Here is a 23,125-nt window from a genome sequence, read left to right on the forward strand (position 1 = left end):
AGTACTCCCTTTCAGGGCTTTCATCGGCTTGTTTATTCCCATTTGCCCGGCGAATCATGGGATGTACAAGTACTCCCTTTCAGGGCTTTCACCGATTTGTTTGTCCCCATTTGCTCGGCGAAACTTTATTGAATTTCAAGCGTTTGCCCCTTGCTACTTGCTCAGCGGCTGGTTCGTCACGCTGCCCGACGACGGCTTGGCGATGTTTTCACGCATCGAAGTGTCCGCCTCTATGTTCTTCATCCGGTAGTAGTCCATGATGCCCAGATTCCCGTTGCGGAACGCTTCCGCCATGGCTTTCGGCACTTCGGCTTCGGCCTCTATCACCTTGGCGCGCGCTTCCTGTGCTTTGGCCTTCATCTCCTGTTCCGAAGCCACCGCCATTGCCCGGCGTTCCTCCGCTTTTGCCTGCGCGATGTTCTTGTCGGCGTTCGCCTGATCTATCTGCAGGGCGGCCCCGATGTTCTTACCTATGTCGATATCGGCGATGTCGATGGACAAGATTTCGAAAGCAGTTCCCGCATCCAGTCCCTTGCGCAATACCAGTTTGGAGATAGAGTCGGGGTTTTCCAGCACCGACTTATGGTTCTCCGACGAACCGATGGACGAAACGATACCCTCGCCCACACGCGCCAGAATCGTGTCTTCGCCTGCGCCGCCCACCAGTTGGCGGATGTTGGCGCGCACCGTCACCCGTGCTTTGGCGATCAGCTGGATGCCGTCTTTGGCAACGGCAGTCACCGGCGGAGTGTCGATAACCTTCGGGTTGACAGACATTTGAACGGCTTCGAACACGTCGCGTCCCGCGAGGTCGATGGCAGTAGCCATCTGAAACGGCAGTTCGATGTTGGCTTTCGAAGCCGATACAAGCGCGTGCACCACCTTCTCCACGTGTCCGCCTGCCAGATAATGTGCCTCCAGTTCGTCGCGCGTGATATCTTTCAGTCCCGCCTTATGCGCTTCTATCATGCCCGGCACGATGATATACGGCGGCACGTTCCTGATGCGCATCAGGAAGAGCTGCACCAGCGAGATGTTCACTCCGGACACTTTGGCCGAAAGCCACAGGAAAAACGGTACATAATGAAAGAAGATGATCAGGAAGATGATACCTCCCGCAATCAGGATGATGGGTAAATAAACGGATGTTTCCATTGATAGATTATTTAATTGATTATGTTTATTTTATTTATGATTTCGTGCATTATACTTCAGGTTGTCTTAGGGTCTGCCTTATCGCTTCACTTTGCGGCTTGGCTTATCGCTTTGCCCTATTGTTTTACTGTATATATTTACACCATACTATATATACGTATCATAATATTTAGCCTGCAAGCGTTAATTTTATATGAATAAACATTAATTCGTTTGCCGCTCCACCAGAATCGTTCCGTCGGTGATGCGCCGCACCACGATGAGCGTCTTTTCGTCGAGGAAGCCGTCAACTGACCTCACCTCCACGATCTTTCCGTTGATTTCGGCGTACCCGATCTGTGCGAGCCGGGTGGTGCTGATGCCCGTGTCGCCTACCTTCACGCTCTTTTCCGCGCTGCGGTCTACCTTAGAGTCGATGTCTTTCTTCAACGCCAGCTTGTCGAGCGTTTTCGAACGCATGAACCAGATGAGCGATCCGATGCAGGTGACTGCCGATATGCCCAGCGTGATGAAACCGCCCGCCATACCCAAATGGGTGAAGGCGTGGTAATTGGCATAGAGAATGCAGATTACTGCCGAGATACCCGCCAAGCTGATGCCCGGAATGACAAACAGCTCGACCAGAAAAAGAATGATTGCCGCGACAATAAGAACGGTAATAATTAGTATATCCATAGCTTCGTTTATTTAGCTTTGTTTATTAGCTTTGTTTATTAGCTTCGTTTGTTAGTTTCGTTTGTTAGCTTTGTTTATTAGCTTCGTTTGTTAGCTTTGTTTATTAGCTTTGTTTATTAGCTTTGTTTGTTAACTTTGTTTGTTAGCTTTATTTGTTTAGCTTCATTTATTTAATGAGTGTTCTACGTTTCATTTATTTGTTTTCTTTCCTCTGCTCTCTGCTTCTTGTTTTGCTTGGTGGCTTTATTCACCCTTGTTTTTAGGCTTTGCTTCATCATTTTCCTTGTTATGAACTTCGTTTATTTGGCACTGTTTATTTCCGCGTTTCGTATGCCCATGCCCAGACTGTCCATTTCCAGAGCCATTTGCAGCACCCTTTCCTCAAGGTCGCGAATGGCGGGAGCCATCACTGCCCGCTCGCTCTCGCCGGCTTGGGCGTACTCCTCGCGTTGGGCGTCCAGCTTTTCCCGTTGCAGTCGGTAGTCCTTTTCCAACAGTTGGTACTGCCGGAACATCTCCCTCGCCTCTTCCGACCGGAAGTCGCTCAGCAGATAGTACGTCCTGCGGTCGTCTATCACAAACTCGAAATCCATCGCCCGCTGTTGCTTCGGTCGGTAGTTCAGGGCAGCCTCGAGCCGTTTCTTCGCCGCTGCCACCGCCTCCTCGTCTTCCCATGTCTCTTTCAGCGAATGCAGCTTTGCCAGCCGCACGATCTGCCCCGGCTCCGCCGATTCGTAGTCGTACGTCTGCTTCGAGGTGTTGGGGATGAATACATACACGCACACCTTCCCTTCGGGCTGGAAGCGGTCGGAGGCGAACCATCCCAAGTTGTTGTACTCGTCGATTACGTACATATAGTCGTTGTAGGGCGAGTTGAACGGCATCCTCACGTTTTCGGGGGTGAGGTAAGTGTCGGTATTCGTGTTGTACCGCGTCACGTAGATGTCGTATCCCCCCAGACCTTCGCCGTCGGTGGCGTAGTAGACCGTCGCCCCGTCGGTCATCACGAACGGATAGCCGGTGTTTCCCCTGCCGTTGATGTTTTCGGGCAACGGGCGCGCCGCTCCCCATTCGTTGCCGAGCCTGCTTCGCGAGAATACGCTCAGCGTTCCCTGTCCGCCGTCGTCGCCGTAGTATATCCTGTTTCCTATCTCCGTCTCGTACACCGTGCCCGGATGCTTCCCTTCGGTGCCGAAGAAAGCGTTGTACGTGTGCAGCTTGCCTGACTCCCCGCTTATCTTGTAAGCCTCGAGAAACCGCTCTTTATCCACCGTGAAGCTGTCTATCACGCACACCTTTTCCACACCTTTCAGCATCCGCAGGCGGGCCTTGCTCCGTTCCAGCAGCCGTTCTCCTTCTTCCACCGGACGTTTCAGGCGTTTCAGGTCGGCCACGTACTTTTCGAAACAGGCCACCGCGTCTTCATACCGGTACGTGGCGTCGTACGCCTGCCCCAGATGCAGTTGCCCCCCTGTCACCCGCTTTTTCACGGCAGTCTCCAGATGCGGCACCGCCTCTTCCGGCTGTCCCGTTTTCAGGCAGCATACGCCGTACCAGTAGTTGTAATTGCCGTTTCCCGGCTGCGCTTTCAGCTGTATTCTGAATACCGGCTTCGCCTTTTCGTATTCCCCCTTGGCGAAAAGCTCGCGCGCCTCTTCGAGAGTCTGTGCCGAAAGGCCGGCGAGGAGGAAGCTGCAAAGGATGGTTAGTATCTGTTTTTTCTTCATGTTTTCTTCACATTTGCTTGGGTTAGCTTGTCCAAAAATACAAATTTATCGGCAATAAACCCTTTTTGCCCCATTCTATTTTGTTAATTCTTCTTTAAATGATTCTTTTCGTTTATTTTTGCATCCGTTTATAGCATGGTATGACGAAATTTACGGAAGAAGAAAAGACGCTGCGCCGCATCGAGAGGCGTTTTGCCAAGGGCGTGGTGCAATACGGCCTCATTGAAGAGGGCGACAGGATACTCATCGGACTTTCGGGCGGGAAAGACTCGCTCGCGCTGGTCGAACTGCTGGGGCGAAGGGCGCGCATCCACAAGCCCCGTTTCTCGGTGGCGGCTCTCCACGTGGTGATGAGCAACATCGCCTACCGTAGCGATGCCGCCTACCTGCGGACGCATTGCGAGGCGCACGGGGTGGAGTTCGTGCTGCGCGAGACTTCGTTCGACGCTTCTACCGACACGCGGAAATCGCCCTGTTTCCTCTGCTCGTGGAACCGCCGCAAGGCGCTTTTCACCGTTGCCAAGGAGATGGGGTGCAACAAGATTGCTTTGGGGCATCACATGGACGATATTCTGGAGACGCTACTGATGAACATCACCTATCAGGGGGCGTTCGGCACCATGCCGCCGCGGCTGGTGATGAAGAAGTTCGACATGACCATCATCCGCCCGATGTGCCTCGTGCACGAGTCGGACTTGACGGAACTGGCGGCGTTGCGCGGTTACCTCCCTCAGGTGAAAAACTGCCCCTACGAGTCGGACTCCAGCCGCAGCGAGATGAAAGAGGTGCTCCGCCGTTTGGAGGCGATGAACCCCGAAGCCCGTTACAGTCTGTGGGCAAGCATGACGAACGTGCAGGAGGAGCTTTTGCCCGTGCGGCGGGAATGAGATAGGCTGAGCTTGCACAGTCGGCAACGGAGCATGGGGAAGTCTTTTGACGGTTTGCCGGGAATGAAAAAGGCTGAGCTTGTGTAGCCGGCAACGGAGCATGGGGAAGTCTTTTGACGATTCGCCGGGAATGAAAAAGCTGCATCGTTACTCAAAACCGAGTTCGACGCAGCTCTTTCCATTGCTGATTTCAAACGGTCCCTATTTCGCCCTTCGTTCCGGCTTGCTTGCCGCCCGATGGGGTGGGGAGCCTTACCTCTCTGCTTTTCGCTTCGCCCTTCGTTTCGGCTTGGTTGCCGCCCGATGGGATAGAAGCCTTACCTCTCGGCTTTTTCGCCTCACCCTTCGTTCCGGTTTGTTTTCCGCCCGATGGGGTAGGAGCCTCACCTCTCGTTCCAGCGCGTGGCGGCGTCGAAGCAGGGACAGGCCTTGATCCACTCTTCCGGCTCTATCTCCCCGTTGCTGTCGAGGTCGGGACTGAGGTCGCGGTGTCCGCATACGCGGCAGCCCGGGAAGTCTTTCAGCAGGGTGAGTATGAGCACCCGCATCGAGTGCTTCTGCCACGGCGTGCGCGTGTCTTTGGGGCGTCCGTGGCAGTCGAGCCCGCCTTCGTAGCAGATGCCTATGCTTTCGCCGTTGAACCCCTTGGCGTGCGCGCCTACCCGTTCGATGGGGCGGGTGGACTTGATGTCGCCGTTCTTGCGGATGTAGAAGTGGTATCCCGGTCCGTCGAATCCCCGCCTGCGGTGGCAGGTGTCGAGGTCGTACTCCGTGAAGTCCCTGTCCTCGCGCGTGGCGGAACAGTGGACTACAATCAAGTTGACGCTTCTCATAGGCGTTGTTTGCACTCCCTTTTGCGGCACTCCAGTACGGCTGCCTGTGTGAGTTGTTCGCGGAGCGAGAAGATCTCGGCGTGCATTTCCTTCACTTTCGCGCTGAGGTCGAAATAGTCCTTCAGCACCTTTTCGAGTTGGTCCATCAGAAAGCCGTACTGGTCTTTCACCAGTTCGCTGAATTCTTTCACTTCGCGCGCCATCTCTTCGCGCTTTTTGCGGTTGCCCAGAAAGGGGAGCACCGCCATGAGCAGGTCGATGATTTTGTTGAACATGGTTCATGCGTTTTTCAGGTTACGATTACGGTTGGTTACAATGCCGGGTCGGGAGCTTCGGAACCGCCCGGTTTCGGGCCTTCCTGCCCGCTGCCTCCGCCTCCGGGCTTCGTGCCTCCTCCGGAGGTCGACGGCTTGCCCCCTTCGTCTTCTTTCCCCGCGAGGAGGAAGTCTACGTTGTTTCCGCTGCGGGTGGTCACCAGCCCCGAGTTCACCAGATGCAGCGCCTTGTCGGCGATGAAGCGCACGTTCACCCGGCGGATGTTGCGCACGGTGCACTCTTTTTCCGTCTTCGCGCCGGTGCTGCTCAGGGTGATGTGAAACGTGCCCAGTCCGGCGATTTTCACCTTGTCGCCCTGAGTGAGCGAGAGGCGCAGTTGCTGCACGAATGCCTCGATGGCGTGCTTCACGTCGCCCGCCGTGAGGGAGGTTCCGGCTTCGATGGCTTCGGCGATTTTGTGGATGTTCATCACCCGTACCGTACCCGTTTTCTGACGGATGTAATACAACACCGGAGAGTCCGGCTTGTGCATGTGTTGCTTGCGTTGGTAGCGTTCTACTAATACGTTCATAATGGTAAAAAGTTAAGGTTTAAGTAAAAAAATATTTGTTTGTCTCTTACATTGCAAATATACAAAATATAAATCCGAAAGTCAAGTAATTTTGAATTTATTTTGTCTGTAAATCGGATTATTTTCTACTTTTTTTCTGTTTTGTTTTTTCAGGACTTTCGCAGGCTTTTGCGGAGGTTCTGCCGTCTTGCCTGTTCTGCCGGCATGGGATTGGTTCGGGAGGATCCGGGTTGCTTGCCGGTTGTTCCGTCTTGCTTTTGTCGCGGCTTCCACAGACTTTTACGGAGGTTCTGCTGGCTTGCCTGTTCTGTCGGTATGGGGGTGTTTCGGGAGCCTCCGGCCAGACTGCCTACTGTGCTGCCCCGCTTTTGTCGCGGCTTCCACAGACTTTTACGGAGGTTCTGCTGGCTTGCCTGTTCTGTCGGCATGGGATTGGTTCGGGAGGATCCGGGCTGCTTGCCGGTTGTTCCGTCTTGCTTTTGTCGCGGCTTCCACAGACTTTTACGGAGGTTCTGCCGTCTTGCCTGTTCTGTCGGCATGGGGGTGTTTCGGGAGGCTCCGGCCAGACTGCCTACTGTGCTGCCCCGCTTTTGTCGCGGCTTTCGCAGGCTTTTCCGGAGGTTCTGCTGTCTTGCCCGTCCTGCCGTCATGGGACTGCTTCCGGAGCCTCCGCCGAACCTCTTCACTTCCGTTTTGCGGTGTTTTTCAGCAGGTACTCCATCGGCGGCACATAGTCGGCTATGCGCGTCATCGAGGGGTTGTGGCCGAAGTAGACGTTGCCCGTCTCGCCGTTTCGCTGCTTGGCTACGATCACCACGCCCAGTCCCTCGGCGGGGTAACCGCTCTCGCGGTCGGCGGCGAGGCGCGCCAGTGCGGGACGGTAGAGCAGTGTCACGATATCGGCGTCTTGCTCTATGGCCCCGCTCTCGCGCAGGTGGGCGAGTTCGGGACGTCCTCCGGGTCGGTTTTCCGACTCCCTGTTCAACTGGCTGAGCAGGATCACCGGCACGTTCAGCTCCTTCGCCAGCAGCTTCGCCTTGCGGGTGGCCTGCGCCACTTCCTGCTCGCGGTTGCGGTTGTTCTGCCCCGTGCTCATGTCGCAGAGCTGGAGGTAGTCGATGATGATGAGGTCGCACGCCTTGCGGCTTTGCAGCAGTCGTGCGCTTGCCCGCACGCGGTCGATGCTCATCGAGCTGCTGTCGTCCACGTGTATGGGCAGTCGTGCCAGCGAGGCGGCTGCCGCGCGCGCTTCCGCCATCTCGTGCGGGGCGGCTATTCCCGTGCGCCAGCGGTAGGGGTTGATGTCGCCCGCGCTCAGCAGCCAGCGGTCGCCCAGCCTTTCGCCCTGCATTTCGAGGCTGTACACCGCCACGGCATGCCCTGCCTCCGCTGCGCTGCGGGCGAGGTGAAGGGCGAAGGCGGTTTTCCCCACCGACGGGCGTGCGGCGATTACGATGAGTTCGCCGTTCTGCCAGCCCGACGTCATCCGGTCGAGATCCTTCAGCCCCGTGGGGATGCCCGTCACCCCGTTGGCGCTCTTCGCCGCGCGTCCTTCGGCTTCCGCCATGGTGTCCTCCATCAGGCGTTGCATGTCGCGCATGCGGTCGGCGGTGCGCGCTTCGCCTTCGAGCCGGTCGAGCAGTCCGCGCGCGTCGGTCAGCACGTCGTCGATGTCCATCGTTTCGTCCATGGCGCAGGCGAGCAGCTTGTTGAGCCCTGTCACCGTCTCGCGCCTGATGAACTTCTGGTGCAGGATGCGGGCGTGGAATTCGAGGTGCGCCGAGCTGGCCACTTTGCTGCTCAGCTGCACGATGCCGTAGGGTCCGCCCGCTTCGTCGAGCTTTCCGCGTCGGGCCAGTTCCTCCTTCACGGTGAGTATGTCGATTTGGATTCCCGCGTGGTGCATGGCCAGCAGTGTGGAGTAGATGATGCTGTGGCGGGGGATGTAAAACATTTCAGGTCGCAGCCTGTCGGCTACCATCGGCATGGCGGTGCGCTCGATGAGGCACGCGCCTATGACGGCTTCTTCAATTTCGGTTTCGTGATACATGTTTGTTTGTTTTAGTTGGTTGATTTAAGATATAAATTTGTCGTATTCGTTCAGATAGGCTTTGTTCGACAGGTAGTTGCACGCCCTGAGGGTGAATTGCGTGTCGGTGAGGTGGTAGTAATACTCCTCGATGCGTTCGATGGCGAGTTTCTGCTCCTTTGCGGGCAGTTTTTTCCATTCGCGCTGTGCTTTTCCGATGTTCTCTTTCGGCAGCAGGGTGATGCGGTGGTATTCGTCCCAGAATATCCGGAAGCGTTCGTCGGTGGCGCTCCTGTGCTCTTTGTATGCGGCGGTGTTGCCCGTCCAGCGGTCGTACTCGTTGATGCGGATGTGCAGGATGTTGCGGTTTTCGCGGTGGTCGATCAGCTCGATAATTCCGCTTCTGCTGAGCTTGCTGATGAAGCGGAACGTTCGCGACACCGCCCACCCGAACACCTTGCTCCAGTCGCGGTAGCTGTACAGGCTTTCGCCGCGCCGGCACACGATGTCCTTGTTTGTCCCCGTGTCTGTTTTGATGTCGGTGTAGTTCACCTTCATCAGCATTTTCAGGAAAGCCTCGAAGTCCCCGTCCTGACGGGCGGATTTGTCGTTGAATTTTTGCAGCATGAGTTTCGGAATGATGAGATAGCCGTGTTTCAGCATTTCCGGATTGATGTTTTCCATAAGTGTTTTTAAAGTATTGATTTCGGTATGCCGCAAAGATATATCATCGGAAATCTTTTGTCAATACCCTCCAGACGCGTTTGGACTCGTTCGGACTCAGATGGACTTAAATAATCCGACATGGGTGTGGTCGCATACCGAAGTTTTCGGCGATAAGGAAGAGTTGTTGCTTCGCTCCGAAGCGGGGAGCGGGAACTTTTGCCCGGAGCGGGGAGGGAGCTTTCATTTGGGAGGGGGAACTTTTGCCCGGAGCGGGGAGGGAGCTTTCATTTGGGAGAGGGAACTTTTGCCCGGAGCGGGGAGGGAGCTTTCATTTGGGAGGGGGAACTTTTGCCCGGAGCGGGGAGGAAACTTTCATTTGAGAGGGGAAAATTTTCGCCCCGAAGCGGAGGAGGGTGAGAGTCTCTTTCGGGAGCAAACAAAGTCTCCGTAAAGCAAAAACAGGACTTCTGTAAGGCGAAAACAGAGCTTTTGCCGGACATGAAAAAGGGTGGGTAATAAGCGAAACGACTGTTCGGGTTGATAGCGCATCTTCTTCTTTTCGGCATGAAAAAGGGCGGGCAATAAGCGAAACGACTGTTCGGGTTGGTAGCGCATTTTCTCCTTTTCGGGGTGAAAAAACGCCTGCGAAAAGTGGAACGCCAAGTGGAACGCTTTTTTGAGCTCGTAACGATCTGTTTGATTGTTGATTACGAGGGTTTCGTAGTTTGGGGTGGAACGCTTTGCGGAACACTTAATAATATAAAGAAATAATAATATATTTTTAAAAAAATATATTCTGAACGATTTTCGCATTTTCGGTCGTTTTTCGCTCCGGCCTTTCCTGCTTTTTTGCCGCTCTCCCGCGGCACGTTTTCCCGCTTCGCGTCACACGGCGCTTCGCTCCGGCAAGCACAACATCCCATTCCGGCAAGCACAACATTCCACTCCGGCAAGCACAGCATTCCATTCCGGCAAGCACAACATCTCACTCCGGCAAGCACAACATCCCATTCCCGCAATCGAAACCCTGTTTCCGTAAAGGGACAGCTCCCGCGATGCTGCAAGAGCGGCATCGCGGGAGCTGCCTCCCCTGCCTCTTCCTTGCGGGGCTCCCTCCGCCAACGGCATTGCCGCACGTCCCCGCCTCTCGAGGCAGGGCACAACCGTCTGCGGCGCAGCCGCCCTTGCTTGAGGGCGGGACGCTTTACGTCAGAGTGAGCCGCATCTTCGGCATCCCCCAGTGCTTGTAGATGATGCGTTGCATCTCCGGACTCAGCATGGTGGTTTGCATCGTGTAGTGCGCCGCCTCCAGTTCCGCTCTCAACACTGCATTCTTCTGAATGTCTTTGCGCATTCTCTTTGCTGAGGCGCTGGTGGTCGCATAGTTCGGAAAGTACTCTTTGGCCAATTCCGAAAATGGCTTGAAGCCATTGATCTCATAAGTTGTTAATGTTTTCATATTGTTTTTACTTAATATATTAAAAATATATATATAAAGAATTTGTATATTTTCATTACTTTATTGATAATACTTGGCAAAAATATAATAAAAAACGATAATTTGATGTTTTAATCGTATTATTTTTTTTTACTATATTTTCTTTGTTTATATTTCAGAATTATTACTTTTTGTTATACAGTGTTTTCATTGGATAAATGTATTTTATTTTTATCTTACGAAACCCTTACTTTTCTTCAACGCTTAACGATAAACGCTGAAAAATGTACCGGATTGTTGCACAATTGTTTTTTTTATTGATTGTTCTAAACAAAAGAGTTTCTTTATTTGTTCTTTCTCTGCGACGCGTTACTTCTATGATACGCCGTGCCGGAATCGAAGATAACGGCACGGGTCGCCAAACACGCCAAAACACCCCTATTGAAATTATTGAGCTATTTTTTGCAATTTTTTATATTATAGAGATAAATAAAATGCTTATTGCTAAACTTAACTGATTAATTTTTTTAAAATGAGAAGTAAACAAACGTTTTTTCTATCAATAATCGGGGGATTGTTGATAGGGTTAGTGGCATCCTGCACGGATGTAGACATTATGATGCCGAAAGGGCCGAAAGGGGACGCGGGACTTTCAGCATACGACATCTGGAAGCAGAAAGTGGCCGACGGAACCATCGACTGGCCGAAGAACGAAGTGGAAGTGACCGACTTCTTCAAGTACCTCAAGGGTAAAGACGGCGTAGACGGCATAGACGGCAAGAGTGCCTACGAAGTGTGGAAAGAGCAGATAGCCAAGGGCGACGTGGACGATCCGCACAATCCCGGCAAGAAATGGGATCCGAAGAAGAACAGCGTAGCTGACTTCTGGAAATTCCTGACCGGAGCCTCCGGCGAGAACGGGCAGACCCCGCGCATCGGCGACAACGGCAACTGGTGGATAGGCGACGTGGATACCAAGATTCCCGCACGCGGCCCTGAGGGCAAACCGGGAGAGCCCGGCAAGGATGCGGAACCTCCTGTGGTGACCATCGGCGACAACGGCAACTGGTTCATCAACGGCAAAGACACCGGCAAACCTTCGAAGGGTGCTGACGGCAAGATGCCTACCGTGACCATCGGCGACAACGGCAACTGGTTCGTCAACGGCAAAGACACCGGAAAGAAAGCGGTGGGTGAAGACGGCAAAGCTCCCGAAGTAGTCATCGGCGACAACGGCAACTGGTTCATCAACGGCAAAGACACCGGCAAACCGGCTTACGGAAAAGAAGGCAAACCGGGTGCTGACGGCAAGAACGGCAAGAGCGCATACGAACTCTGGAAAGAGGAAATAGCCAAAGGAAAAACACCCGATCCGCACAACCCCGGAGCGATGTGGGATCCTAAGAAAGATACTGTGGCCGACTTCTGGCAATTCCTACGCGGTGCCGACGGCAAAGACGGTAAGGACGCATACGAAGTATGGAAGGAAAAAGTACTCGACGGCACGATCGACTGGCCGAAAGATAAAGTGGAAGTGACCGACTTCTTCAAGTACCTCAAGGGTAAAGACGGCGTAGACGGCATAGACGGAAAGAGTGCCTACGAAGTGTGGAAAGAGCAGATAGCCAAGGGCGACGTGGACGATCCGCACAATCCCGGCAAGAAATGGGATCCGAAGAAGAATACGGTATCCGACTTCTGGAAATTCCTGACCGGAGCCTCCGGCGAGAACGGGCAGACCCCGCGCATCGGAGACAACGGCAACTGGTGGATAGGCGACGTGGATACCAAGATTCCCGCACGCGGGCCTGAGGGCAAACCCGGCAAGGATGCGGAACCTCCTGTGGTGACCATCGGCGACAACGGCAACTGGTTCATCAACGGCAAAGACACCGGCAAACCTTCGAAGGGTGCTGACGGCAAGATGCCTACCGTGACCATCGGCGACAATGGCAACTGGTTCGTCAACGGCAAAGACACCGGAAAGAAAGCGGTGGGTGAAGACGGCAAAGCTCCCGAAGTAGTCATCGGCGACAACGGCAACTGGTTCATCAACGGCAAAGACACCGGCAAACCGGCTTATGGAAAAGAAGGCAAACCGGGCGCTGACGGCAAGGACGGCAAGAGCGCATACGAACTCTGGAAAGAGGAAATAGCCAAAGGAAAAACACCCGATCCGCACAACCCCGGAGCGATGTGGGATCCTAAGAAAGATACTGTGGCCGACTTCTGGCAATTCCTACGCGGTAAAGACGGTGAAGACGGAATAGGAGGAGATACCTCCGCCGAGAATGAACCCATCACCATTATTGTCGGGAAATTCAACGTGATACCGCAGTACTCGAACTCAGAGCTGCAGGAGTATGTCATTCCCAGCGACGGGTCGGTCTTATTCCAAGTGTACGACAAGGAAGGCAAAGCCGCGCCGGCCGGCTCCGTAGTGAAAGGATTGCCCGGTTTGCCCGCCGACCTTACGTTCAATACGGATGCGAAGGGACAGTTTAAAGTTCCGATGGACAAACTGCCCAACCTGAAGAAGCTCAAAGAACGGAAAGGCGTGACGACAAGCGTCACCATTGGCGGAGTGACCGAAGCATCGGCCGAAAACACACTCGTGCCCAACCGCATCAACGTGAAAGCGGAGCTGATCAAAGTAGCTCCTCACTACTACAATCCGGATAAGGGATACGAACCGGTGGTGGTCATCACCTACAGGGTGCAGTGTCAGGTGAACGGTCAATGGAAGGCCTATCCTTTTGAAATCGCCGAACCCGGATTCAGGGTTGCAACGGTGAAAAACGCCGATCAGCCGGTGGCCGCAGCCAATGTGGAGATGAACGAAACAGTGGATAAATGGAACAGGTACCACGAAAAGGAGAAGAAACAGGTGTCAGTCATACGACCCTACATCCTCACCGAAAGGGAGAAAAAGTATATTGCTACGCCCGAAGGAGCGAAAGACGAGCTCAAAGAATTCCAGTGGGACGGCAAGAAGAAATACGTCACCCTTGTGTTCGGAGACGGTAGCGGGGCTTCCAACGACTACGGCCACGTGGTATATCCCGAAGAGAAAGTCTACTCGCCGGAGATCAACCCGATATGCGACCTGAAGAACGTGAAGATAGAAGTGAAACACGGAGAATCTACCCTCTGGGGCGAGTTTGACGTGAATCAGCTCGGCGAATTCTATCCGGTGGAAGCCTTCGTGAAAGACAAGGCGAAACGCATCTGGAACCCTGTGGGTGAAAAGAAACCGGCAAGCGAGCTTCCGAAAGACTTCAATTTCATGATTATGATGAGCATGAGCCACTCAGGCAGCGGAGGTCTGACAAGCAGCTATTCCAACTATCCGATCTTTACTAAGAACAGCCGCTTCACATTGGTAAGCGCGTATCCGAAGAACTATGTGGAGCTGCAGGGTGGTAGCGAATATGCCAAATATTACAGAGGACGCAAAGCGTACAACTTCGTACAGGATGCTTATTGGAATTATATCTTGGAAGATTATAACACCAAAGAAGGGCTTATGGTTGTTCCCCAAGGATATATACCGACAGACTGGATGAAGTAAAAAAACGCGAGAGTGAATAAAGTTCTAACGAAAACAATATTCAAATGAAAAAAGTCATACTTATAATATGCGCTATCTTATGCCTCCCCTCCGTGTGGGCGCAGCATAGCGAAAACAACGAACTGCTCGCGGAGAAGCCCGTGAAGAAAAACAAGAGGGCTTGGGAGCTTGGTATAGGAGGTGCGCTGATCAACTGGAACCGTGTGGCCGTCACCGGTTTTCAGAACCTTCAGGACGGTTACCTCTACAACCTGAAGGCCGAACACCTGATGGGAGGTGTCAACCTGTACGTGGCACGGGAGCTGAACCGCTGGTTCTATCTCGACCTGCAAGGAACGATGGGAATGGCCAAAAACCATCATAGAACGCCGGAGAACGACAATAAGCACAACTTCCTCTACATGGGAGGGCTCGGGCTGCAATGGAGGCTAAGCCCCATGTTCAGGTCGAAGTACGTGGAGCCTTACCTGCGCGTGGGCATGAACTACCTGCACAAGGATTTCGACGCGAGGTACTCCGGAATCTTCTACGAAGACCCCACCGGGAAAGCTCATTGGGAAGCCACCGATACGTGGAACAAGAACGGACGCGAGAAGGATAAGGATTCCTTCTTCCCCCTTTCTCTGGGAGCGGGCGTGAACGCATGGCTCAACAACTCGCTGGGGCTTGGCCTGCAAGGCGAGTATCTGATGCCGTTGCAGAAGAATCTGCCCCGTTTCGCACAGATCACCCTGCGTGTGATGTGGCGCATCGGCGGACACGACAAGCGTCCGGCACCGGTAGTTCAGTATGTGGAAATAGACAGGCCGGTGGAACGCATCGTAGAACGCATCGTGGAGAAGGAAGTGCGTGTTCCTGCCGAGCAGAAGATCTGCGACATGTTCGACAACGTGAACTTCGAATTCGACAAATATGCGCTTACTGCCGAGTCGGAAACGATTCTCGACAAGGCTGCCGAGATGCTCAAAGAGCATAGAGGATCGCGCTTCCTGATCACGGGATTCACCGACGCACGCGGAACGGACGCTTACAACCTGCGACTCTCGCGCAACAGGGCGAAAGCCGTTGTAGATGCGCTCGTGAAGAGAGGCGTGCCGGCGGAAATGCTCAAGTCGCGCGGTGTGGGCAAGCGCGCCGTATCGGTTCCGGCAAGCGAGTCCGTCAATGTCCGTCTGGGCGACCGCAAGGTGACTATCGAGCGGATCACCAAGTCGGAATACTGGAATAAGCTGCCCCAACATCAGGATTGATCACGTATCGGTCGTCAGTACTGATCGTGCATTGATCTTTACATAGAAAAAGACGAGGGTGGGTGTGTTAAAACATGGAATTGGGAGAAGTTCTCTTTCATATTGATAACTACCACCCTTTCTAATCAAATAAAACAATCGCTATCATTGAGTTTTTAGCTCTTTGATAGCGATTGTTCTTTACAAATGACAGTTGATTTAAGGAAAATGGAATTTTGACACACCTCCGTTTTTTTTGAGGAGCCGGGATATGGCTCTGTGATTTGAACCCTGAAAGTTACACAAAAAACTTTTAGGGTTTATTTATCTGATAAAGTACCCATTTGAGAAGTAATTCCATATAGTGGCAGCAATAAAAAACAAATTACCCAAGAGTACGGGACTCGGCCGTAGTCTTGGGTAATTCGTTCATAAGGTTTTGAGAGAATGCCGGCAGCCCGGCTGTATTCCCCCTTTACTTGATCTCGATCTCTTCCTTCATGTCGATCTCTTCGTGCTGTGTGTCGTAGAACACGTATTGCAGGAACGCGAGTTTCTGATTGGGGATGATCTTGATTCCGAATCCGTATTTCATTTGCCACTTCCGCTTCAGCGACATGATGCCCTGATTGATGTAAGCGGCTACATACGGATGGACGTGCAACGAGAATTTCTTTACCTTCAGTTTGTTGACCAGGTAGTCGATTTTATTTTCCAAAGTATCCGTAAAGAGGATGGACGATTTGACCTTTCCCTTTCCGAAGCAGGCGGGGCAGGTTTCGGTCGTATCCACATCCATGGCAGGGCGCACGCGTTGGCGTGTGATTTGCATCAGGCCGAATTTGCTGAGCGGCAGGATGTTGTGACGTGCCCTGTCTTTCTGCATGTTGGCGCACATGCGTTCGTAAAGCGCTTGCCGGTTGGCGGCTTCGTTCATGTCGATGAAGTCCACCACGATGATACCTCCCATGTCTCTCAGGCGCAGTTGGCGCGCCAGCTCGTCGGCGGCTCCAAGGTTCACTTCGAGCGCGTTTCCTTCCTGCCCGTTGGCATTCTTGGTGCGGTTGCCGCTGTTCACGTCTACTACGTGAAGCGCCTCAGTGTGCTCAATAATCAGGTAGGCACCGCTCTTGTAAGAGATTGTTTTGCCGAACGACGATTTGATTTGTTTGGTGATACCGAAATTGTCGTAAATGGGAAGTTGCCCTTTATACAGCTTCACGATGTTCGCCCGGTCGGGAGCGATGAGTGTCACGTAGTCTTTGATTTCGTGATACACGGCCTCGTCGTTGACGTATATGTTCTCGAAAGAAGGGTTGAAGAGGTCGCGCAGCAACCCTACGGCGCGGCTCGTTTCTTCGTAGATCAACGTCGGAAATTTGGAGGCCTTCTGTACTTTTGTGATAGTCTCTTCCCAATGCTTTACCAGCACTTTAAGCTCTCCGTCGAGCTCCGCCACGCGTTTGCCTTCGGCTACCGTGCGCACGATGACGCCGAAGTTTTTCGGCTTGATGCTCATGAGCAGCTGTTTGAGGCGGGCACGTTCTTCGCTCGATTTAATTTTTTGCGACACGGAAACCTTGTCGTTGAAAGGGATCAGCACCAGATAGCGTCCGGCGAATGAAATCTCGGACGTCAGCCGAGGGCCCTTCGTCGAAATGGGTTCCTTTACGATCTGCACCACTACTTCTTGTCCCACCTTCAGGGTGTTGGCTATGGAGCCTTCTTTGTCGAGGTCGGGAAGCAGGGTTGCTTTGCCGATGGGGTTCAGCTTCTTCTGGTTGCTTAAAGTCTGCTTTACGTACTTTTGGATAGAATTGAATTGCGGACCCAGGTCTAAGTAATGAAGGAAAGCGTCTTTCTCGTAACCCACGTCCACAAAGCATGCATTCAGTCCGGGCATCAGCTTCTTGATGCGTCCCAAATACATATTCCCTACGGAGAAGGAGATGTTTCTTCCTTCGCTTTGAAGTTCCACGAGGCTCTTGTCTTCGAGCAATGCGATGGAGACTTCTTTGGGTTGTACGTCTACTACTAATTCGCTTGTCACTTGTTTCTTTTTACTTTTTTTGTTCGTTTTAGGGTCGGTGTACACAGGCAGGAACCCGGGAATCGGGTTCTTAAACAAAGAACAAACCTGAAAGACAGAAGCTTCGCAAGTTTGTTCTTTATTCTGTTCCGATCAGACTTAAAAAATTATTTTTTGCTTTTATGTCTGTTCTTTCTTAGTCTTTTTTTACGCTTGTGCGTAGACATTTTATGTCTTTTTTTCTTTTTTCCGCTTGGCATAGCTTTTTCTCTTTTATGGGTTAATACTCTTGTTTATTGATTCTTTACCGAAATTGTAAATGTCTTGGCCGGTTTAAAAGCCGGAATGTTGTGCTCGGGGATGATGATGGTAGTGTTCTTCGAAATGTTTCGGGCTGTTTTCTGAGCTCTTCTCTTCACTATGAAGCTACCGAATCCGCGGAGATATACATTCTCATCATTCGACAATGATTCTTTTACTGCATCCATGAATGCTTCTACTGTGGTAAGAACCGTCGCCTTGTCGATCCCGGTTTTCTTCGCAATCTCGTTTACAATATCTGCTTTAGTCATTTTCTTAAAAAATATTATTAATAGTTTTCTTGCTAATTTTTTGGACTGCAAATATATAGCTTTTTGGCTTCCTAAAAAAATATATTCTCCACAAATTTCGTTAGTTTTTTTAGATTTTGAGTTTTTTAGTTCGTAAGTTTGCGCCTTGGTCGGAGAGTTCGCAGCTCCGGCAGCAATAAACTTTAATGGCTGATCAATGTTTGCAGAAAAAATAATCGACTGGTATGAAGTGCATAAACGGGAGCTTCCGTGGAGGGAGTCGTCCGACCCTTACCGTATCTGGGTTTCGGAGATTATCTTGCAGCAGACGCGTGTGGCGCAGGGGTATGATTACTTCCTGCGTTTCGTGGAGCGGTTTCCCGACGTGGAGTCGCTGGCTGCCGCACACGAGGACGAGGTGATGAAGTACTGGCAGGGGCTGGGCTATTACTCGCGCGCACGCAACCTGCATGCCGCCGCACGGAGCATGAACGGGGTTTTTCCGCGCACTTATCCCGAAGTGAGGGCTTTGAAGGGGGTGGGGGAGTACACTGCCGCGGCGGTGTGTTCGTTCGCCTACGGGATGCCTTATGCAGCGGTAGACGGCAATGTGTACAGGGTGCTCTCGCGTTTCTTCGGCATCGATACGCCCATCGACTCTACGCAGGGCAAGAAGCTGTTTGCCGCATTGGCGCAGGAGGTAATGGACAAGCGGCGTCCGGGCGTGTACAATCAGGCGGTGATGGACTTCGGTGCGCTGCAATGCACGCCACGGTCGCCCGGTTGCGGGGAGTGCCCCCTTTCCGGCGGTTGCGCGGCTCTGGCGAAGGGAACCGTGGCGCAACTGCCGATGAAGCGGCATAAGACGAAGACGACCGACCGTTATTTTCATTATATGTTCGTGCGTGCGGGCGCGTATACTTATATAAAAAAGAGGACAGACGACGATATCTGGAAGAATCTTTTCGAGTTTCCGCTGATAGAGGCTCCCGTCCCGCTAAAGGAAGAGGAGCTGCTTGCCCACCCCCGCTTCAGAGAGTGGATTGCTCCGGGCGAGCGTCCCGCTGTGAGGCCGGTGCGCAAGAATGTGAAGCATGTGCTGTCTCACCGGGTGATCTACGCCGATTTCTACGAGGTGTCGCTGCCCGAAAGCTCGGCTTCGTTTGCCGGATACAGGAAGATACTTCTCGAAGACCTCGACAGCTTTGCCGTATCGAGGCTGATTCAGGCTTTCGTCGGCGATTCGTACGCCGGCGGAAGATAGAAATATGGGGTGCAGGATATTCTCCGGGAAGTCTCGTCAACGATTAATATTTTTCGAAAGTCCTTGCATGCTACGATTAGAATGTTTAATTTTGGCAGCGGAACAGAATGTTCTTTCATTAAATAAATACGTATATGTCAGTAAATAAAGTGATATTATTGGGCAACGTGGGACAAGACCCGCGCGTGAAATACTTCGATACAGGCTCGGCGGTAGCGACTTTCCCGTTGGCTACGACGGATCGTGCCTACACGCTGTCGAACGGAACACAGATTCCCGAGCGAACGGAATGGCACAACATCGTCGTGTCCAACCGCTTGGCAGAAGTGGTGGATAAATACGTGCACAAAGGCGACAAGCTTTACTTGGAGGGTAAGATCAGGACACGTTCGTACACCGACCAGTCGGGGGCTACGCGTTATATCACGGAAGTTTACGCGGACAATATGGAAATGCTGACTCCGAAAGGTGCAAGTACGGGGGCTTCTGCGACCGCATCCGCTTCTTCGCAGATGGGGCAGGGAAACCCCTTGCCGCAGGGACAGACGCAGCCTTCGCAGGGGTACTCGCCGCAGGGGCAGCCTTTGCAGGGGCAATCATCGCAGGGATACTCATCGCAAGCTCAGCCTTCGCAGATGCAGCAGGGACAGACGCAACCTTCGCAAGGGTACTCGCCGCAGGGACAGCAGGGACCTATGCAGTCGCCGCAGGGGCAGCCCGCAGAAGATAATCCGGCAGATGACTTGCCGTTTTAAGTTTAACTAAAACCGAAACTCTTTGGACTCAGATGGTTATTTAAGCCAATTGGCTGACATTTTCAACGGTATCACCGTAAATACTCCTTCTTTTTCGGCCGTTGCGGCCATCATACTGGCGGGTGTGCTTCTACTCGCATCGGGCTTTGCTTCGGCTTCCGAGATAGCCTTTTTCTCGCTCTCGCCTTCCGACCTGAACGATATCGGAGAGCGCAATCATCCCTCCGACGAAAAGATAAGCACGCTTCTGGAGGACTCTCAACGCCTGCTGGCAACGATACTGATTACGAACAACTTCGTGAACGTGACCATCATCATGCTTTGCAACTTCTTCTTCATGCACGTGTTCGAGTTTCATTCGCCCTTGGCGGAGTTTCTGTTGCTCACTGTCATCCTTACGTTCCTGCTGCTGTTGTTCGGCGAAATCATCCCGAAGATTTATTCGGCGCAAAAGACACTGGCCTTCTGTCGGTTTGCCGCGCCGGGCATCCGGGTGTTGGAGAAAGTGTTCCATCCCGTGGCTACGGTGCTGGTGCGCTCCACCGCCTTCATGAACAAGTTTTTCGGGAGGAAAGGGCGCAATATCTCCGTCAGCGAGCTGTCGCATGCGCTGGAGCTGACGGACAAGACGGAGATATCCGAAGAGACCAATATTCTGGAGGGCATCATCCGCTTCGGCGGGGAGACTGTGGAGGAGGTGATGACGCCCCGCCTCGACATGGTGGATCTGGATATACGCACTCCTTTTACGGAAGTGATCAGGTGTGTCATCGAGAACGCTTATTCGCGCATTCCGGTGTACTCCGAATCGCGCGACAACATCAAGGGGGTGCTTTACATCAAAGACCTCTTGCCGCATCTCAACAAGGGCGACAACTTCCGTTGGCAGTCGCTCATACGTCCCGCCTACTTCGTTCCGGAGAAAAAAATGATAGACGACTTGCTGCGCGACTTTCAGGCGAATAAGATACATATAGCCATCGTGGTGGACGAGTTCGGAGGGACGTCGGGCATCGTGACGATGGAGGACATCATCGAGGAAATCGTGGGCGAGATTCAGGACGAATACGACGAGGAAGAACGCACGTATGTGGTGGTGAACGACCATACTTGGATATTCGAGGCGAAGACGCTTCTGAGCGACTTCTACAAGATCGTGGAGGTGGGAGAGGACGAGTTTGCCAAGGTGGCGGGAGATGCCGACACGCTGGCGGGAATGTTGCTCGAGATAAAGGGCGAGTTTCCCGAACTGCACGAGAAAGTGGTGTACCGCAACTATGAGTTCGAGGTGCTCGAGATGGACAGCCGCCGCATCCTGAAGGTGAAGTTCACCGTTCTGCCCAAGCAAACCGAAGAACGGGAGGGCTGACGGGCGGATGGCTCTCGTGCTGGAACATAAGACGGAGCGGCTGCATTGGGCCGTCTGGCGGATGGACGAGATACCGGAGGCGTTGATTGCCTTGCTGCCTGCCGCATGCAGAGAAGAATACGGTCGGGAGTGCCGCAGCTTCGCTTCCGTGCAGAGGCGGCAGGAGTGGCTTTCGGTACGCGTATTGCTGCACGTGATGTGCCCGTCGGCCGGGCGTATTGCTTATTCTCCCCACGGTAAGCCGTTTCTCACCGACCGTTCGGCTTCCATCGGCATATCGCATACCAAGGGCTATGCAGCCGTGATACTCAGTCCCGCATCCGCCGTGGGAATCGACATCGAACGTTATTCCTCTCGTGTGGACAGGGTTGCCTCGCGTTTCCTGCGCGAGGACGAACGCATATTGCCTTTCAGGGGCGAAACCCTCTGGAGCCTTTTGCTCCACTGGTCTGCCAAAGAAACCGTCTACAAGTGCATGGAGAACCCCTCCGCCGACCTCCGCCGGCTCCGCCTCTCGCATTTCGTTCCCGCCGAAGCCGGAGTGGTTGAGGTGCAAGAGTATGCCACCGGCGTGAATCAGGTGTTCGCGGTGGGCTATCGCCTGCATCCCGACTTCGTGTTGACGTGGACGGCGGAGAACGATTGCCCGAAAAGAGAGTAACGGGTATCGCTTGGTCCGGTTCAAACTTTTTTATGTTTCCATCTTGCCTGAAAGACAGAAAAATAACCGGTATCGCTCTCTCCGGTTCAAATCCTTTTGTCCGTTTGAAATCCTTTTTATCCGTTTCAAATCATTTTGTCCGTTTGAAATCCTTTTTCGTCGCCCGGTTTGTATCCGGATGTTTGCGGAACACTGCTCTCTTGAGAGGTTTTATTGCTCTGTCCGGTTTCAGGGGGGGGAATTTTGTCTTTAGCTGCTTGTAGGCACTGCTTCGGGTTGAAGAAGTTCGGGTGGTGTCGGTTGGAGGCTTTTCCCGATTTGAGAGAATTTTGTCTTTAGCTGCTTGTAGGCACTGCTTCGGGTTGAAGAAGTTCGGGTGGTGTCGGTTGGAGGCTTTTCCCGATTTGAGAGAATTTTGTCTTTAGCTGCTTGTAGGCACTGCTTCGGGTTGAAGAAGTTCGGGTGGTGTCGGTTGGAGGCTTTTCCCGATTTGAGGGAATTTTGTCTTTAGCTGCTTGTAGGTACTGCTTCGGGTTGAAGAAGTTCGGGTGGTGTCGGTTGGAGGTTCTGTCCCGCTTGAAGAGCGACTTGGTTTCGGTCGATTGGAGGTTCTGTCGTTGCCCGGTGAAGGTTTATCTCAAAATCTCGTTGGAAAGTTTGGTTCGTGGTGACCTTCGTAACATCTTGCCTAACGGATATTGCAAAAATCATTTTCTAACGGTCGCCATTGAAAAAACATGAAAAGAAGGCATTTAGGGGTCAATTACATTTTTGGGGGGTATGTATCGACGATAGTTCTTTGGGAAGACGGTACAAGAGGAATACCAGCATTTGTTGTTTTCTTTTTATGTATCGACGATTGTTCTTTGGGAGGGTGGTTTCTTCGCCGGAATTTCTTCGAATCGCTTTCGGGCGATTTTGCAATTGGCAGATACGGATAGTGGAAAAGATGAAAAACGAAATGTCCGGGCGAACTCGCTTCGACCGGACATTGAAATAAACTTGGCAGAGTTTATTGTTTGATACATACTTTCTCTGAATCAGAGTGGTGAATAAAATGACAGACGAGAGTGTCCGGTTCATTAGATTCAACGCTTTTTCCTCGAAAGCAGTGAACAGATTAACGCATGGCAGGTCTTCTGACTTGTTCCTATTGCGGGCGCCTTCCCGGATTTCTTTCCAGTGGCTAAAGAAGATGTCGTTGCTCGCAACATTGGTATGGAACTCACAGCAGCGGGACTGTCCGGGATTTGCACCCGATTCCCTTTTAATTGCTCTGCCCGTAACGTGGGCGTCGCAAACCTATGCGTCACAAAGATAGGCAGTTTATTTGTCTTTTGCAAGAAAGTCGGCGGGATATGAAAAAAAAGAAGAAAAGCCTTTGATGAAAAACGAAAGCAGCTTACCTTTGTGTTCGGTGTACGAAACCAACGGGTTGT

21 protein-coding genes and 1 riboswitch are annotated in these 23,125 nt (G+C 52.6%); of the genes, 9 read left to right on the top strand and 12 right to left on the bottom strand.

Annotated features, from left to right (window positions below; all coding sequences use genetic code 11):
- Window positions 1-153 precede the first annotated feature (153 nt).
- The 3 genes from floA to GGR07_RS00765 all read right to left on the bottom strand — a co-directional run bounded on the left by floA (window position 154) and on the right by GGR07_RS00765 (window position 3,557).
- Window positions 154-1,155 (bottom strand): flotillin-like protein FloA, encoded by a 1,002-nt coding sequence (gene floA, locus GGR07_RS00755; protein ID WP_021646033.1) that lies wholly within the window; start codon window positions 1,153-1,155, stop codon window positions 154-156.
- A gap of 204 nt (window positions 1,156-1,359) precedes the next feature.
- Window positions 1,360-1,830: an NfeD family protein gene (locus GGR07_RS00760; protein ID WP_021646035.1), complete on the bottom strand. Its 471-nt coding sequence runs from the start codon at window positions 1,828-1,830 to the stop codon at window positions 1,360-1,362.
- Between the two features lie 299 nt (window positions 1,831-2,129).
- Window positions 2,130-3,557 carry a tetratricopeptide repeat protein gene (locus GGR07_RS00765; RefSeq protein ID WP_034542610.1) on the bottom strand — a complete coding sequence of 476 codons (1,428 nt, stop codon included), beginning with the start codon at window positions 3,555-3,557 and terminating at the stop codon, window positions 2,130-2,132.
- Between the two features lie 140 nt (window positions 3,558-3,697).
- Here GGR07_RS00765 and GGR07_RS00770 point away from each other — a divergent pair, with 140 nt between their 5' ends.
- A complete protein-coding gene (locus tag GGR07_RS00770) occupies window positions 3,698-4,444 on the top strand; it encodes an ATP-binding protein (RefSeq protein WP_021646037.1) in 747 nt (248 codons plus the stop codon).
- Window positions 4,445-4,827: 383 nt separating this feature from the next.
- Here the strand turns inward: GGR07_RS00770 and GGR07_RS00775 are convergent, their stop codons facing one another.
- The 6 genes from GGR07_RS00775 to GGR07_RS00800 form a co-directional block, all read right to left on the bottom strand.
- Window positions 4,828-5,277 carry an N-acetylmuramoyl-L-alanine amidase gene (locus tag GGR07_RS00775; RefSeq protein WP_021646038.1) on the bottom strand — a complete coding sequence of 150 codons (450 nt, stop codon included), beginning with the start codon at window positions 5,275-5,277 and terminating at the stop codon, window positions 4,828-4,830.
- Complete coding sequence (locus GGR07_RS00780) at window positions 5,274-5,552, bottom strand: hypothetical protein (RefSeq protein ID WP_021646039.1); 279 nt, start codon at window positions 5,550-5,552, stop codon at window positions 5,274-5,276. The genes GGR07_RS00775 and GGR07_RS00780 overlap by 4 nt, the downstream gene beginning before the upstream one ends.
- 35 nt (window positions 5,553-5,587) lie before the next feature.
- Window positions 5,588-6,124 carry an HU family DNA-binding protein gene (locus GGR07_RS00785; RefSeq protein WP_021646040.1) on the bottom strand — a complete coding sequence of 179 codons (537 nt, stop codon included), beginning with the start codon at window positions 6,122-6,124 and terminating at the stop codon, window positions 5,588-5,590.
- A 149-nt stretch (window positions 6,125-6,273) separates the two neighbouring features.
- Window positions 6,274-6,810, bottom strand: coding sequence for a hypothetical protein (locus tag GGR07_RS00790; RefSeq protein WP_122056544.1), 537 nt, complete (start codon window positions 6,808-6,810; stop codon window positions 6,274-6,276).
- A complete protein-coding gene (gene dnaB / locus GGR07_RS00795) occupies window positions 6,807-8,174 on the bottom strand; it encodes a replicative DNA helicase (RefSeq protein ID WP_021646042.1) in 1,368 nt (455 codons plus the stop codon). Before dnaB ends, GGR07_RS00790 begins: the two co-directional genes overlap by 4 nt.
- A gap of 24 nt (window positions 8,175-8,198) precedes the next feature.
- Window positions 8,199-8,837, bottom strand: a complete 639-nt coding sequence (locus tag GGR07_RS00800; protein WP_021646043.1) for a hypothetical protein — start codon at window positions 8,835-8,837, stop codon at window positions 8,199-8,201.
- Between the two features lie 100 nt (window positions 8,838-8,937).
- Between GGR07_RS00800 and GGR07_RS00805 the strand changes: the two genes are divergently transcribed.
- Entirely contained in the window at window positions 8,938-9,270 is a 333-nt protein-coding gene (locus GGR07_RS00805) for a hypothetical protein (RefSeq protein ID WP_183200455.1), read from the top strand.
- 753 nt (window positions 9,271-10,023) lie between these two features.
- Here the strand turns inward: GGR07_RS00805 and GGR07_RS00810 are convergent.
- Complete coding sequence (locus GGR07_RS00810) at window positions 10,024-10,278, bottom strand: DUF4248 domain-containing protein (RefSeq protein ID WP_034544087.1); 255 nt, start codon at window positions 10,276-10,278, stop codon at window positions 10,024-10,026.
- A 263-nt stretch (window positions 10,279-10,541) separates the two neighbouring features.
- Here GGR07_RS00810 and GGR07_RS00815 point away from each other — a divergent pair, with 263 nt between their 5' ends.
- From GGR07_RS00815 to GGR07_RS00825, 3 genes are read left to right on the top strand one after another with little or no spacing between them, the layout of a single operon-like run.
- Window positions 10,542-10,775: a hypothetical protein gene (locus tag GGR07_RS00815; RefSeq protein ID WP_021645415.1), complete on the top strand. Its 234-nt coding sequence runs from the start codon at window positions 10,542-10,544 to the stop codon at window positions 10,773-10,775.
- Window positions 10,776-10,789: 14 nt separating this feature from the next.
- On the top strand, window positions 10,790-13,828 hold the full coding sequence (locus GGR07_RS00820) for a collagen-like domain-containing protein (RefSeq protein WP_147298140.1): 3,039 nt from the start codon (window positions 10,790-10,792) through the stop codon (window positions 13,826-13,828).
- Window positions 13,829-13,872: 44 nt separating this feature from the next.
- Entirely contained in the window at window positions 13,873-15,078 is a 1,206-nt protein-coding gene (locus tag GGR07_RS00825) for an OmpA family protein (RefSeq protein WP_034543990.1), read from the top strand.
- Window positions 15,079-15,532: 454 nt separating this feature from the next.
- Here the strand turns inward: GGR07_RS00825 and GGR07_RS00830 are convergent, their stop codons facing one another.
- Together GGR07_RS00830 and GGR07_RS00835 are read right to left on the bottom strand one after the other, a co-directional pair.
- Window positions 15,533-17,107, bottom strand: a complete 1,575-nt coding sequence (locus tag GGR07_RS00830) for an Rne/Rng family ribonuclease (RefSeq protein WP_039972786.1) — start codon at window positions 17,105-17,107, stop codon at window positions 15,533-15,535.
- Between the two features lie 272 nt (window positions 17,108-17,379).
- The gene (locus GGR07_RS00835) at window positions 17,380-17,658 is read right to left on the bottom strand and encodes an HU family DNA-binding protein (protein ID WP_034543987.1); all 279 of its coding nucleotides are present in this window, start codon (window positions 17,656-17,658) and stop codon (window positions 17,380-17,382) included.
- A gap of 196 nt (window positions 17,659-17,854) precedes the next feature.
- On the opposite strand from GGR07_RS00835, the gene mutY reads away from it, so the two are divergent.
- The 4 genes from mutY (at window position 17,855) to GGR07_RS00855 (ending at window position 21,686) form a co-directional block, all read left to right on the top strand.
- Complete coding sequence (mutY, locus tag GGR07_RS00840) at window positions 17,855-18,901, top strand: A/G-specific adenine glycosylase (protein WP_021646159.1); 1,047 nt, start codon at window positions 17,855-17,857, stop codon at window positions 18,899-18,901.
- A 134-nt stretch (window positions 18,902-19,035) separates the two neighbouring features.
- Window positions 19,036-19,656, top strand: coding sequence for a single-stranded DNA-binding protein (locus GGR07_RS00845; protein WP_122056548.1), 621 nt, complete (start codon window positions 19,036-19,038; stop codon window positions 19,654-19,656).
- 22 nt (window positions 19,657-19,678) lie between these two features.
- The gene (locus GGR07_RS00850; protein ID WP_034543985.1) at window positions 19,679-21,025 is read left to right on the top strand and encodes a gliding motility-associated protein GldE; all 1,347 of its coding nucleotides are present in this window, start codon (window positions 19,679-19,681) and stop codon (window positions 21,023-21,025) included.
- 7 nt (window positions 21,026-21,032) lie between these two features.
- Window positions 21,033-21,686 (top strand): 4'-phosphopantetheinyl transferase family protein, encoded by a 654-nt coding sequence (locus tag GGR07_RS00855; protein WP_034543984.1) that lies wholly within the window; start codon window positions 21,033-21,035, stop codon window positions 21,684-21,686.
- Window positions 21,687-22,798: 1,112 nt separating this feature from the next.
- A riboswitch (cobalamin riboswitch) is annotated at window positions 22,799-23,008 on the bottom strand.
- Between the last annotated feature and the right edge of the window lie 117 nt (window positions 23,009-23,125).

The sequence above is a fragment of the Bacteroides pyogenes genome, assembly GCF_014196225.1.
Classification (GTDB): domain Bacteria; phylum Bacteroidota; class Bacteroidia; order Bacteroidales; family Bacteroidaceae; genus Bacteroides; species Bacteroides pyogenes_A.

Bases quoted from the DNA above. Each gene is read 5' to 3' on its own strand.
- floA (WP_021646033.1), bottom strand. From the start codon at position 1,155: ATGGAAACATCCGTTTATTTACCCATCATCCTGATTGCGGGAGGTATC.
- GGR07_RS00760 (WP_021646035.1), bottom strand. From the start codon at position 1,830: ATGGATATACTAATTATTACCGTTCTTATTGTCGCGGCAATCATTCTT.
- GGR07_RS00765 (WP_034542610.1), bottom strand. From the start codon at position 3,557: ATGAAGAAAAAACAGATACTAACCATCCTTTGCAGCTTCCTCCTCGCC.
- GGR07_RS00770 (WP_021646037.1), top strand. From the start codon at position 3,698: ATGACGAAATTTACGGAAGAAGAAAAGACGCTGCGCCGCATCGAGAGG.
- GGR07_RS00775 (WP_021646038.1), bottom strand. From the start codon at position 5,277: ATGAGAAGCGTCAACTTGATTGTAGTCCACTGTTCCGCCACGCGCGAG.
- GGR07_RS00780 (WP_021646039.1), bottom strand. From the start codon at position 5,552: ATGTTCAACAAAATCATCGACCTGCTCATGGCGGTGCTCCCCTTTCTG.
- GGR07_RS00785 (WP_021646040.1), bottom strand. From the start codon at position 6,124: ATGAACGTATTAGTAGAACGCTACCAACGCAAGCAACACATGCACAAG.
- dnaB (WP_021646042.1), bottom strand. From the start codon at position 8,174: ATGTATCACGAAACCGAAATTGAAGAAGCCGTCATAGGCGCGTGCCTC.
- GGR07_RS00800 (WP_021646043.1), bottom strand. From the start codon at position 8,837: ATGGAAAACATCAATCCGGAAATGCTGAAACACGGCTATCTCATCATT.
- GGR07_RS00805 (WP_183200455.1), top strand. From the start codon at position 8,938: ATGGACTTAAATAATCCGACATGGGTGTGGTCGCATACCGAAGTTTTC.
- GGR07_RS00810 (WP_034544087.1), bottom strand. From the start codon at position 10,278: ATGAAAACATTAACAACTTATGAGATCAATGGCTTCAAGCCATTTTCG.
- GGR07_RS00815 (WP_021645415.1), top strand. From the start codon at position 10,542: ATGTACCGGATTGTTGCACAATTGTTTTTTTTATTGATTGTTCTAAAC.
- GGR07_RS00820 (WP_147298140.1), top strand. From the start codon at position 10,790: ATGAGAAGTAAACAAACGTTTTTTCTATCAATAATCGGGGGATTGTTG.
- GGR07_RS00825 (WP_034543990.1), top strand. From the start codon at position 13,873: ATGAAAAAAGTCATACTTATAATATGCGCTATCTTATGCCTCCCCTCC.
- GGR07_RS00835 (WP_034543987.1), bottom strand. From the start codon at position 17,658: ATGACTAAAGCAGATATTGTAAACGAGATTGCGAAGAAAACCGGGATC.
- mutY (WP_021646159.1), top strand. From the start codon at position 17,855: ATGTTTGCAGAAAAAATAATCGACTGGTATGAAGTGCATAAACGGGAG.
- GGR07_RS00845 (WP_122056548.1), top strand. From the start codon at position 19,036: ATGTCAGTAAATAAAGTGATATTATTGGGCAACGTGGGACAAGACCCG.
- GGR07_RS00855 (WP_034543984.1), top strand. From the start codon at position 21,033: ATGGCTCTCGTGCTGGAACATAAGACGGAGCGGCTGCATTGGGCCGTC.